11 protein-coding genes are annotated in these 11,998 nt (G+C 41.6%); 5 read left to right on the top strand and 6 right to left on the bottom strand.

The window, feature by feature from the left end; all coding sequences use genetic code 11:
- The first annotated feature begins 202 nt into the window (after positions 1–202).
- Positions 203–2,314 (top strand): ATP-binding protein, encoded by a 2,112-nt coding sequence (locus CAL7507_RS15465; protein WP_015129408.1) that lies wholly within the window; start codon positions 203–205, stop codon positions 2,312–2,314.
- A gap of 310 nt (positions 2,315–2,624) precedes the next feature.
- Here the strand turns inward: CAL7507_RS15465 and CAL7507_RS15460 are convergent, their stop codons facing one another.
- The 3 genes from CAL7507_RS15460 to CAL7507_RS15450 form a co-directional block, all read right to left on the bottom strand.
- A complete protein-coding gene (locus CAL7507_RS15460) occupies positions 2,625–3,509 on the bottom strand; it encodes an alpha/beta hydrolase (protein ID WP_015129406.1) in 885 nt (294 codons plus the stop codon).
- Between the two features lie 352 nt (positions 3,510–3,861).
- On the bottom strand, positions 3,862–4,098 hold the full coding sequence (locus tag CAL7507_RS15455; RefSeq protein WP_015129405.1) for a hypothetical protein: 237 nt from the start codon (positions 4,096–4,098) through the stop codon (positions 3,862–3,864).
- A 164-nt stretch (positions 4,099–4,262) separates the two neighbouring features.
- On the bottom strand, positions 4,263–5,864 hold the full coding sequence (locus tag CAL7507_RS15450) for a hypothetical protein (protein ID WP_015129404.1): 1,602 nt from the start codon (positions 5,862–5,864) through the stop codon (positions 4,263–4,265).
- 106 nt (positions 5,865–5,970) lie between these two features.
- Between CAL7507_RS15450 and CAL7507_RS15445 the strand changes: the two genes are divergently transcribed.
- Entirely contained in the window at positions 5,971–9,105 is a 3,135-nt protein-coding gene (locus CAL7507_RS15445; RefSeq protein WP_015129403.1) for an alpha-mannosidase, read from the top strand.
- A gap of 113 nt (positions 9,106–9,218) precedes the next feature.
- On the opposite strand, the gene psbN is transcribed toward CAL7507_RS15445, so the two are convergent.
- Complete coding sequence (gene psbN, locus CAL7507_RS30850) at positions 9,219–9,350, bottom strand: photosystem II reaction center protein PsbN (protein WP_015129402.1); 132 nt, start codon at positions 9,348–9,350, stop codon at positions 9,219–9,221.
- 85 nt (positions 9,351–9,435) lie between these two features.
- On the opposite strand from psbN, the gene psbH reads away from it, so the two are divergent.
- The 3 genes from psbH (at position 9,436) to pth (ending at position 10,822) form a co-directional block, all read left to right on the top strand.
- Positions 9,436–9,639: a photosystem II reaction center phosphoprotein PsbH gene (gene psbH, locus CAL7507_RS15435; RefSeq protein WP_015129401.1), complete on the top strand. Its 204-nt coding sequence runs from the start codon at positions 9,436–9,438 to the stop codon at positions 9,637–9,639.
- Between the two features lie 235 nt (positions 9,640–9,874).
- Positions 9,875–10,147 carry a TatA/E family twin arginine-targeting protein translocase gene (locus tag CAL7507_RS15430; protein ID WP_015129400.1) on the top strand — a complete coding sequence of 91 codons (273 nt, stop codon included), beginning with the start codon at positions 9,875–9,877 and terminating at the stop codon, positions 10,145–10,147.
- 33 nt (positions 10,148–10,180) lie between these two features.
- Entirely contained in the window at positions 10,181–10,822 is a 642-nt protein-coding gene (gene pth, locus CAL7507_RS15425; protein WP_015129399.1) for an aminoacyl-tRNA hydrolase, read from the top strand.
- 294 nt (positions 10,823–11,116) lie between these two features.
- Here pth and rpsU read toward each other — a convergent pair whose 3' ends face one another.
- Both rpsU and CAL7507_RS15415 read right to left on the bottom strand, forming a co-directional pair.
- The gene (gene rpsU / locus CAL7507_RS15420) at positions 11,117–11,296 is read right to left on the bottom strand and encodes a 30S ribosomal protein S21 (RefSeq protein WP_015129398.1); all 180 of its coding nucleotides are present in this window, start codon (positions 11,294–11,296) and stop codon (positions 11,117–11,119) included.
- Between the two features lie 307 nt (positions 11,297–11,603).
- Positions 11,604–11,948, bottom strand: coding sequence for a hypothetical protein (locus CAL7507_RS15415; protein WP_015129397.1), 345 nt, complete (start codon positions 11,946–11,948; stop codon positions 11,604–11,606).
- Positions 11,949–11,998: the final 50 nt, after the last annotated feature.

The raw sequence follows: 11,998 nt of genomic DNA, 5'->3' as shown, positions 1-11,998 counted from the left end.
TCAACATTAGGCGTCAAGCTGTGATTAAAATGATGCTAAGACGCTCCCTTGATGAACATTATCTTGCTACGAAGCAGATGAAATCAGAAATTTAGGGCGATCGCCTTTTTTAGTAAGGTACTCAAGGAGGTTGAAAAAATATTGAGGATAGTGCGATCGCTCATGGGTACTACTTCATTTCTCTATAGATAAGGAATATTTAGTGGATTCGACAGCAGAAGCAGCGCAGATATTTACTAACCCTCCCTCCCAAAAAGTCGAAATTAGTGCAGATTTAAATGGGTTACAACCTCTTCTACAGCGATTAGATTGGCTAATTCAACAAGCTATTTCGACTCTGCAAACTCAGGACAAAGCAGAGGAACAACTGGGAGTGTCATGGTTGCAGGAAACTGGGACATTTTCCGAGCAAATATCAACTCAAATTCGGTCAGATTCGCCTTTAGCATGGTTGCAAAGGACTTTTGGGCTATCTGATTTTGACTTGGATATATTAGCGATCGCTCTAGCACCAGAATTAGATCGTCACTATGAAAAGGTTTATGCTTATCTTCAAGATGATCTGAGTGGCAAAAGACCGACAGTGGATATGGCGTTAAATCTGCTCTGTGCTGGCATTGTCGAAAAATTATCCCGTCGTCAACACTTTACTACTAGCGCACCTTTGATGGGCGATCGCTTACTCTATCTCTGCTCAGATCCTCATCAGCAGCAAGTAACTCTTTTAACTCATCATCTCATTCTTGACCCCCAAGTCGTGAGGTTTTTGTTGCAGCAACCGGGTTTAGATTCCCGACTCACTGCTTGTTGTCAACTACTAGAATCTACGCTATTTTCTAAAAATTTATATCTCAAGGCGGATGTGCAAGCAGCACTAGAAGCTTTATTGATGGAAGATTGGCAAAAACAACAACCCCTACTGCTCTATTTTCAAGGAACTGATAGCACTGGTAAACGCCGCACCGCCCAAATTCTCGCCAAAAGCCTCGAAGTTTCCTTGTTAGTCGCCGATTTAGCACGGATGATAGAGGATAAAGCCAACTTTGAAGAAAAATTGCAGCTATTGTGGCGAGAAGCTTGGTTTTTTAATCGGTTGCTGTATCTGGATAACTTTGATGTTCTCTACCTCCAGGAAAATCAACTTTTTTATCAATTCTTCCTCAGAGAACTAGAGAAAAATCGGCGGATTACTATCCTATCGGGGGTGCAAACTTGGATACCCACAGCTACAGGAGCAACAGGTTTAATTACAATTCCTTTTGCGATGCTTGAGTCTAGCTACCGCAGAGATTGCTGGCGAACTCACTTGCAAGCAGCCGGTATAACTCTTGAGGATGGAGAGTTAGATATATTAGGCGATCGCTTTCTACTGACCCCAGATCAAATTGCCAATGCTGTCACCACTGCCTATCATAACGCCCGTTGGCAACAAACCGGCTCAACATTTGTTAACCTCTGTAGCGCCGCCCGTACCCAATCCGGGCACGATTTAGCCACCTTCACCCGTAAAATCGAACCGAAATATACTTGGGATGATATTGTCTTGCACCCTAACCAAATAACACAGCTACAAGATATTTGCAAAGAAGCCGAATATCGAGATTTAGTCCATCAAAAATGGGGTTTTGCAGATAAATTATCTTTAGGGAAAGGTCTAAATGTGCTGTTTTCTGGTTCTCCTGGTACGGGAAAAACTATGGCGGCGGAAGTAATTGCCCATCAACTACAATTAGACCTGTATAAGATTGATTTGTCTCAAATAGTTAGTAAATATATCGGTGAGACGGAGAAAAATCTCAACAGAATTTTTACGGCTGCAACTAATTCTAATGCTATTCTCTTGTTTGATGAAGCGGATGCTTTGTTTGGCAAGCGTTCTGAGGTACAAGATGCACGCGATCGCTACGCTAATATTGAAGTTGGTTATCTGTTGCAAAAAATGGAGGAGTATGAAGGCATTGCCATTTTAACTACTAATCTCCGGATTAATATGGATGAAGCCTTTGAGCGACGCCTCCGATTTATTATCGAGTTTCCGTTACCAGACGCCAAGAATCGTCACCTCATTTGGCAAGGAATTTTCCCCAAAAATGCGCCCTGTAGCCCCAATATAGATTTAGAGTTTTTGACACAAAATTTTGAAATTACAGGGGCTAATATTCGCAATATTGCGCTGACAGCAGCTTTTTTAGCTGCAGATAGTGGGGGAGTAATTGAGATGGTGCATTTAATTCGAGCAATGCGTCGGGAATATCAGAAAATGGGGCAAATTCTTAGGGATAAAGATTTAGGTCAATATGTGGATTTGCGATAGTAAATTAGTGGCTCACAGCCATAGCGGTTTTCAGTAGGGGCGGGGTTTCCCTGCCCTCTCGATTGTATTGCTAACAAAACATTAACCCCAGATAACTATGACAAGACTCGAATTAAACAATCATCAAGTCTGGCAAGATTTAACTGAGATATTAGAAACTCTAGATGCTGATATTAGACCTCTTGCATAAATATTTTTTAGTCTCACGCAAAGGCGCATTCGACGAAGTCGTTCCCGTAGAGTAGACGCAAAGAAAGAGCGCGAAGAGCGCGAAAATAACGACTTTTGCAAGAGGTCTATTGCAGTATTGTCAGCCGTTTTTCATTAACGACTCCAACTTTTCTAATTCGGGTGGTAAGTGTCTTTCTAACCAATTTTCTAAATCAGCTAATACCTCTTGGTAATTGAGATCATTTTGCAGCTCATGATAAGCTCCTGCATATTCGACTCGCGTCTTATCTGTGCCAGCAACCTTCTGGCAAAAAATGTCACCACCTTCAGGTAAAGCTACTCGGTCAGCGCTACCGTGGAGAATTAACAACGGTAATTGCCAATCAGCTGCGTGAGCATTAATCCAAGCAACGGTAGCAAAAAATTCTGTAGCTAAACGCGCACTAGCTCGCGTATGTCGTAAGGTATCTTGGGCGTAGGCGGCTAAAATCTTTTCATCCCTTGAACCAGCGGTGAGGTCAATACCAGTACTCAAGGTGAAACGCGGCCATACCTGCGACAGTAAATTCCCTATGAGCAAGCGGATTTTTGATACCCCGACTTTCCCTAAAGTTGGTGCTAAAGCGATCGCACCTTGCAATACTTTTGCTTCTTGAGGATAGCGTAGAACATAGTCTAAGACAATGACCGAACCCAAGCTATGACCTAAAAGAAAAATTGGGCATTTTGGCTGCTGGGTTTGAATCAACTTGAGAAAGGCTTGCAAGTCGTCACGAAACTCAGACCAAGCATTGATATGGCCTCGCTGTCCTTGTGAACGTCCATGACCGCGCAAATCCAAACCGTAGACAATATATTGTTTAGGTATCAAATGCTGAATAATGTTAGTGTAGCGATCGCTGTGCGCTCCCAGTCCATGCACAATAGCTAATATTCCCTTGACTTTACCTTCTGGATGCCAGCTTTGGTAATACAGATCAAGTCCTCCAACACCCTTAAATGTACCTTCGCTGTGGTAGATCATGGTTACTTTTGTACGTCCTTTCCCAAGTAAGCTAGTAGCTTATCAACGTACATTGTAGAGAAAACTGCCTCTATCTGTAAGCAGAAATACAGGCTAATCAGGCTAAATATTTTTCTAATTTTTGATATCCAATTGTTGAGGATTATATGCCAAAATCATCAACCATATATTGGTTAATAATATAGTATCAAAAACTACTATTTGTTCATGATATCCTCAACTTCTACTCTGTGGTAAGCCACTTTATAGGTGTTTACAAGCAGTCAGAGATATAGCTGACACAGTCCATTAATACAACATTAAACTTGACTCTTGACGCTTGAGGAACTATGTACTTTAAATGCGTATTAGCCTATTTTTCTAAAAAATTCGCGATTTTAAAATTTGATGTTCCTTCCCAACAGTGGTTCAGACATGCATTAATCCGCGCATCTGGTACATCAGAGGATTCGTTAGAAGCATTAAACTGTACTGCTGTCACAATATATTCAAAAATAATTACAAACTGCTTTGTGGGTGACATTCTTTCGACGACAATTATTTCACCTACTCGGGGAATTTGGGGTAAATCCACTACAAAATTCTCCATTTTCGGCTTCTCTAGCGGATTTTTAAAATTGAAGTATTTGCAGTAAACAAGAATTTTCACTTAGCAAACCACCAAATATTACTCAATAGTTTACAATCAGGTTATTAAACAGCTAACTGATAACTGATAACTGATAACTGATAACTGATAACTGATAACTGATATTACTTACCTTGCCACAGTTGCTGCAACACCTGAAAAATCTTGACAAAGATTTCTTCTAGCCAAAGCATAGCACTATCCAGTAATTCCAGAAGTTGCTCTAAGAGGTGCTTATCATACCCCATGTTTGTTGCTTTGACTTCTATCCAGTCTGGTTGAGCTTCCATTTCAGCGCTTTGGCGGCGCTGCTGGGAAATTTCCCCTTTGTGGCTTTTACTTCCAGATTGAGAAATGCGGGACGTAGTTTCTTTGTCAGCCGTGACTTTTTGAGATATGTTTTGTTTAGGTGTGAGATTGCGGTTTGGTTTTTTCTGTTGTACTAAACCGCCTGGTTGTGGTGGCTGTAAAAGATTTTGATAATTCCCTTTTTTTGGTAAGGAATTAGCTGCTGATGCACTCGGAATTAGAGCCGGATTTTCTCTTTTGGTAGGTAAGTCTGGCTTTTTGACAGGCGTTTTGGACTCACCAAACAAATCACTCCAAGACAACCAGGGATCTAAAACCTCATTTTGTAATTGACTATTTCTGGGTAAAGATAATCGCTTCCCTGAGATTTTCCTGTGAGAATCTTTGGACTCTAAATTTTTATCCGTGCTAACACCAAAAAAGTAATTGAGTGCTGCTGCAATCAATGCTTGAATATTCAATGGATGAGTTTCTAAGCCATCAGCAGTAACTGCAATTTGTCCTCTGGCTACTAACTGTTCTTTACCATAAAGAAATATGCTAAATTGTGTATGAGCAACTTGGATAATTTCTCGGCTACGTTGTTGCACAGGTACTAAAGCTTTGGATTCTAACTTCGCTACAACTGTGTCTATGAATCCTAATACTTTGTCATATTTAAATAAATATCTGGGATCAAGTTCTTCTGTTGCCATCCCCGGAGGCAAAGAATGTATATGATTTGGGTTAGTGCCAGTTAGTTTAATCAATAAACGCTCAATTTCTGGTAATATTGCGGTTTTTTTGTTAGCTTCAAATAATCGCCAAGCACGCCAATAATTAGCAATTTCAGTAATAATGCGTTCTTCTAATTTTGCCTGCTGTTGGGGTGTCAAAATGTCTAGAATTGCATTGTCAGTGGTGACTAGTACTAGGTGACGGTTAACTAAACTTGTAGCGATTCCCTGCACGACTAAATGATTTAGCTTCAGGGAATTTTCTGGCTGTGAGGGGTGAAGGCTGCCTGCTGGTTCCTTTAAAATAGTTAAAGATTGAGACGGGCGATGATGAGAGAATTTTCGCCATAAAGAACCTAAAAACGCTAAGGGATTTAATCGTGGTGATGTGGTTGGGGATTCTGCAGATGGTAGATTTTTGATAGCCTCTAATACTTGCTGAATGGGGGTATCAGCAGTTGGAGGAGTTTCTGGTTCTAACTGTAATTTGGATTGTGGTTCTTTGGTGTGCAGCTTTTTAGTAGCAGATTCCCCTGACTGCAACAGCATGTACACAGGGTAAAGTAGTAGCTCAACACCCCATTTAGTGGCAACTTGCACATGGCGAAAGGTATGTTCCCACTGTTGTGTCAACCGCCGAGATTGCTGGTGGACAAAGTTAAATAGCTTGCTTTGATAACGACCAGAGGAACCAGAAGACATTGTAATGATTTGTTAATTAGAACTTTGTTTATGTTGTGAGACTCCCACCCCATCATCAAAACGACAAACTGTTAATTATCGTTATTGCCCTGATTTTAGCGAAAATATGACCCTTCCTCTATCTCCATCTCATACTAAATTTATCTCAGAAGCGATCGCCCAATTGCGTTCTTGTTGTCAAGTTAATCTTCAGTCTAGCTGGCTATACCAAGAATGTGACTGGAATATTCGTGAGGTGGCTACATCTGATTTGTGTCAATGGACACCTGCTGAATTAAATGCTAAAGGACACATTGCTTGGACAAAGGGTAAAAACACACTCTGGCTAGTGCAAAAATTAACGATTCCCCAAACTCTCCAGGGTTATCCCTTGTCTGGGTTGTCTTTAAGGTTATCACTACTTTGGTGGGCAGATGCGGCTGAGGTTTATCTGAATGGGGAGTTGGTGCTGGCGGGAGATTTATTTGATTGTTCACCTAGAGTGCTGATTAGTCGTGAGGTGACACCAGGGGAAGAATTTATTGTAGCTTTACGGCTAGTGAGTCCGGGACATGATCATGGTGCTTTGGTGCGATCGCTCCTTGTTTACGAATCTATTGATTATAATCATCCTGACCCTGGTTTTGTCGCTGATGAGTTGGCGGTGTTGCAGCTTTATCTAGAAAAGTTCGCGCCAGAAAAGTTAGCTGTTTTGGCGGGGGAGTTAAGAAAAATGACAACCCCCATAGACGCAGAATGGGAAAACGTTCTCTTTTCCCTACGTCAACACCTCCAAGAATTGAATCTTTATCCCAGCGGTGCAAAATCGAAAATCTATCTCCTAGGTCATGCTCACTTAGATTTAGCATGGTTATGGCCTGTCAATGAAACCTGGAACGCCGCACAATCTACCTTTGAATCGGTACTCAAACTACAACAAGATTTTCCTGAGTTAATTTTTTGTCATTCCACACCAGCGCTGTATGCTTGGATAGAAGCACATCGCCCCGATTTATTTGCAGCCATTCAACAAGCGGTAGCGGCTGGACGTTGGGAAGTTATAGGTGGTTTGTGGGTGGAACCAGAACTAAACTTGATTGCTGGTGAAGCGATCGCCCGTCAGCTATTATATGGTCAGCGGTATATCCAAGAAAAGTTCGGCAAGATTTCCCCTATTGTCTGGGTTCCAGATTCCTTTGGTTTTTGTGCAACTCTACCGCAGTTTTTCGTTAACGCGGGCATTGAGTATTTTGTCACCCAGAAATTGCGTTGGAACGATACCACTAAATTTGATTATGATGCTTTTTGGTGGCGATCGCCTGATGGTAGCCAAGTATTTAGTTATATGTCTGCACTCATCGGTGAAGGTATCGATCCAGTCAAAATGGCAAACTACGCCTGTGAATGGTATACCAAAACGAGTTTACCAGATGCCCTTTGGCTTCCCGGTGTCGGCGACCACGGCGGCGGACCGACTCGTGATATGTTGGAAACTGCCCAACGCTGGCAAAATTCACCTTTCTTCCCTAACTTAGAATTTACCACCGCCGAGAAGTATTTACAGCAAATCAAACAAAACTCCCCCCACCTCCCCATCTGGGAAGACGAACTCTATTTAGAATTTCATCGTGGTTGCTATACTACCCATGCAGATCAAAAACGTTGGAATCGTCGTTGTGAAAATTTATTGTATCAAGCTGAGTTGTTTGCTACTTTGGCAAGCATCAGTTGTGGGGTGACATATCCCCAAGCAGCAATCGAAAAGGCTTGGAAGCAGGTATTATTTCAGCAGTTTCACGATATTTTACCTGGTTCTTCAATTACTCAAGTTTACCAAGATGCCCTACCTGAATGGCAGCAAGTAGAGCAAGTAGGGACGAAGATATTAGAGGAATCAATTTTAGCGATCGCATCGCAAGCTATTTTACCCCCACCGCCCCATCCTGAAGCCAAAGCGATATTCATCTTTAATTCTCTCAACTGGATGCGATCGCAGGTAGTAGAAATTATCATCCCAGAACTCGAACACAATTTGGAGTGGCAAATTTACGACTTCCAGGGAAATGAGATGCTTTCTCAAAGACATCAGATGTCAATTTCTTTCTTGGCAAATGACATTCCTAGTTGTGGTTATCGTGTCTTTTGGCTGTGTCCCTGCAAGTCTTCATTAGAATCCAGTGAACCTCTCGTCAAAGACTTTATTTTAGAAAACGAGTATCTGCAAGTTACAGTTGACCCAGCAACAGGCGATTTATCCGGCGTCTTTGATAAAATCAACCAACGCCAAGTTCTCAACGGTGCTGGTAATCAACTACAAGGTTTCCAAGATAGCGGACAATATTGGGATGCGTGGAATATCGATCCAAATTATGCCCAGCATCCTTTACCACCCGCTGAATTATCAGCCATTTCTTATTTAGAACGGGGAGTGTTGCGAAATTGCGTCCGTGTAGTGCGAACCATTGGTCAATCTACATTTTCCCACGATTACATCCTCGAAACAAAGTCTGCTGTCCTGAAAATTCAAACAACCGTTAATTGGCAAGAAAATCAAATATTAGTGAAAGTAGCTTTTCCTCTCAATGTCGAAGCAGACTTTGCTACCTATGAAATTCCCTGTGGTGCTATTCGTCGGACAACTAAACCCCAAACCCCAGCAGAACAAGCAAAATGGGAAGTCCCAGCATTACGTTGGGCTGATTTGACTGGGGAAACCGACCAGGGTATTTACGGAGTTAGTTTGCTGAATGATTGTAAATATGGTTACGATAGCCAACCAAATCAACTACGCTTGACATTGCTACGCAGTCCCAACTGGCCTGATCCAGAAGCTGATACAGGTATTCATGAATTTACTTATGCTTTGTATCCTCACGCTGGTAGCTGGGAATCAGCCCATACAGTCAGGCGTGGGTATGAGTTGAACATCCCGCTACAAGTGGTATTCAATCCACCCCACACTCACAACTCGGCAATTAGCGCCTCTGACAGGATGAGTTTCCTCAATTTATCTGCGGAAAACCTCATCTTAATGGCACTGAAACCAGCAGAGGATGAACCAAAGCAGTTAATTATGCGGTGTTATGAATGTCATGGAGAAACAGCAGAGTTATCTTTAAGGAGTGATTTAGGGTTAAGCCTAGGAGAATCCGTAGATTTGTTGGAGCGTTCCCATATCGCTACTGAATTCTCATCTAAGCAACAAATCTTAACGATTCAGCCCGGGAAAATCACAACTTTTAAAATAATACCAGAAGAATAGGCAGGGAGCAGGGAGCAGGAAGCAGGCTTGCCGTGAGCGTAGCCGAATGGGAGCAGGGAGACAACCTAATAACACTTTGACTCTTGACTCTTGACTCCTGACCCCTGACTCCTCTAATCTTCGTGATCGTCAAAGGGATCTGCCAACTGCTTGCTAGGCGGGCCAAAAGATATATAAATTGACCAACCAGTAATGGCAATGACCACGGCACAGACAGAAATGCTAAGAACTATTGCGGGTTCCATAAGTAAGCGATAAATTATGAGTGCTATTCTTATAGAATATTACAGAAGATTAAAAAAAGCTTTGGCAACTAATCTTAGGTGAACTATGGCACAAAGGACAAGGTTGGGAGACATCCTCAAACCCTTAAATTCTGAGTATGGGAAGGTGGCTCCAGGTTGGGGTACTACCCCTGTAATGGGTGTTTTTATCCTGTTATTTTTCGTGTTTTTGTTGATTATTCTACAACTCTATAACAAGACTATCCTAGTTCAGGATGTACTTGTCGATTGGCGGAGTTTAGGCAACTAAATTTATACAAAGCTATTACGCTTGTGTAATAAGCGAACCTATGCCCGGATCGTCCGGGTTTTTTCTTATTTGTCATCGAAGAAGGCAATAGGCAATAGGCAATAGGTTATTCTCTCAGTCCCCAGTCCCTCAATGTCACGCTTAAACTGGCGCAACTTAGGTTAAATATAGAAATATAGAGATTGTAAATTCTCATTTTTTTAGTTCAACTTTGTATGTTTATGGGAGAATCAAAATGAATATATTTGGTATCGGACTCCCAGAAATGGGTGTAATTTTCGTAGTGGCGCTGTTAATCTTTGGCCCGAAGAAACTACCAGAGATTGGCCGCAGTTTGGGTAAAACACTACGCAGCTTTCAAGAAGCTTCTAATGAATTTCAAAGTGAGTTTAAACGGGAAGCTGAACAACTAGAACAAGTTGTGAAAACTACAGCTGAACTAGAACCCAAGCAAATTGAGGCAGTTCAATCAGAACATGATACCGCTAAGTCTTCCCCAACTAGCTAGATAATTGCTGCATAGCGATCGCCTATAGAGAAAATGACAGCAGCTGATAAGCAACCAATTTTGGTGATTCCCCAGCTAATCGTCGGGTTGGGGAACCCAGAACCTAAATATAACCAAACACGCCACAATATCGGCTTTGCGGCTGTAGATGCGCTTTCTCGTACTTGGCAAATACCCCTCGCCGAAAATCGCAAGTTCCAAGGGGAATTCGGTGAAGGTATTGCCCCAATTGGTGGTAAAATACGTTTGTTAAAGCCATCAACATATATGAATCGCTCAGGACAGGCGATACAAGCAGTAACAAGCTGGTACAAATTACCACCTGAGTCTGTCTTAATCATTTATGACGATATGGATTTACCGTTAGGAAAAACTCGCCTACGGTTGTCTGGTTCAGCTGGAGGACACAACGGGATGAAAAGTGCGATCGCACATTTAAGCACCCAGGACTTTCCCCGTTTGCGAATCGGTATTGGTAAACCCAAAGGCGCAGGCAATGTTGAGGAATCAGGTACTGTTTCCCACGTATTGGGGCGTTTTTCATCTACAGAAACTCAGCTAATGTCTCTTGTACTCCAGTTCGTAGTTGAGTGCATAGAACTCAGCCTCAAACAAGGAGTAGAAAAAGCGATGAATCGCTGTAATAGCCGCACTATCGATACTCCTGAATCTTAAATCAGCGGACAGTCGCAAGCAATGGCGTATCGACAGATTAAATTGTTGACTGATAACTGATACTTCGACTTCGCTCAGTACAAGTAACTGATTTTGGTTGATGGGCAGCTAAAATCGCTGCCTCCATCCAACCATACTTTGACACTTGATACACCCTATGCACAGGGAAAAGATTTAACTCACACCTCCATCAGAGGTGGAATATATCTTGCTTAATTTTTTGCAAGAATCATGGCAACCTCTTGTTGCTTTTTCAAGACTCTGTCTTTCAGCAACGTCACTACCAGAATAGCTTTATTTAAAACGTCTTTTGCGTCTAGCTGCCACTTCCTTACGTTTGCGCTTTTCTATAGGTGTTTCAAAGTGCCGATGATACTTAACGTCAGCTAGTATACCAGCTTTAGAGACCTGGCGTTTAAACCGACGCAGTGCTGAGTCTATTCCTTCGTTCTCTCCTAAAACCACTTGGGTCATTCTTGCTGTGTCCTTATGATCGATCTAGTCTCCATTGTAATAGTAGCCCTAGACTTAGCAAAATACCCTTTGTGTATAAGTAGGAAAAGAAGTGATTCATCTGGTGAAGACAGGCTATATTTGCTCTTTTGCCGTAAAATTAGCACTCAGCCAAAAATTTATGCTACTGCTGCAACGCACTCTCAACAAGGGTAGAGATAATAGCGAAATCAAATAGCCAAATTTTACTGACTATAATACAGCATAGTATTGCATGTAATATTATTTACTGATAATCATTAATGAAACCCGATGATTTCGCTTTATTTTAAAAGTTAATTCTGCCTTCATTTAGTAATTTGTATCCAGCAGCTAATGTGGTAAAAGCAACTAAAAAATTCCATAAGCTAGTTGGTTTTAAAATAACTCCACCACTCAAGAAAACTAGCACTATGCCAATACCTAGCAAAATCCATCCAAAGTTACCAGTTTCTCGACGGAAAAAGATTAATGCAAACACACCAGACATGATGGCGAAAACTGATGCTGTGGCTGGTATTCCCCGATAAAAATATGAATAATAATGGCTAACAAATATGATATTCTGACCAAAAAAGTATATTCCTATCAAAAGTAGAATTAACCCTAAAAATTTGATGAATAACCTGTTCATAATTGTTGATTTATTAGTAGCAGCACCTAATTTCAATACAATTATACTTG

It is taken from the genome of Calothrix sp. PCC 7507 (genome assembly GCF_000316575.1).
GTDB lineage: Bacteria > Cyanobacteriota > Cyanobacteriia > Cyanobacteriales > Nostocaceae > Fortiea.
This window is presented reverse-complemented; position numbering and strand designations above follow the sequence as displayed.

Bases quoted from the DNA above. Each gene is read 5' to 3' on its own strand.
- psbH (WP_015129401.1), top strand. From the start codon at position 9,436: ATGGCACAAAGGACAAGGTTGGGAGACATCCTCAAACCCTTAAATTCT.
- CAL7507_RS15450 (WP_015129404.1), bottom strand. From the start codon at position 5,864: ATGTCTTCTGGTTCCTCTGGTCGTTATCAAAGCAAGCTATTTAACTTT.
- CAL7507_RS15460 (WP_015129406.1), bottom strand. From the start codon at position 3,509: ATGATCTACCACAGCGAAGGTACATTTAAGGGTGTTGGAGGACTTGAT.
- pth (WP_015129399.1), top strand. From the start codon at position 10,181: ATGACAGCAGCTGATAAGCAACCAATTTTGGTGATTCCCCAGCTAATC.
- CAL7507_RS15455 (WP_015129405.1), bottom strand. From the start codon at position 4,098: ATGGAGAATTTTGTAGTGGATTTACCCCAAATTCCCCGAGTAGGTGAA.
- psbN (WP_015129402.1), bottom strand. From the start codon at position 9,350: ATGGAACCCGCAATAGTTCTTAGCATTTCTGTCTGTGCCGTGGTCATT.
- CAL7507_RS15445 (WP_015129403.1), top strand. From the start codon at position 5,971: ATGACCCTTCCTCTATCTCCATCTCATACTAAATTTATCTCAGAAGCG.
- CAL7507_RS15415 (WP_015129397.1), bottom strand. From the start codon at position 11,948: ATGAACAGGTTATTCATCAAATTTTTAGGGTTAATTCTACTTTTGATA.
- CAL7507_RS15430 (WP_015129400.1), top strand. From the start codon at position 9,875: ATGAATATATTTGGTATCGGACTCCCAGAAATGGGTGTAATTTTCGTA.
- rpsU (WP_015129398.1), bottom strand. From the start codon at position 11,296: ATGACCCAAGTGGTTTTAGGAGAGAACGAAGGAATAGACTCAGCACTG.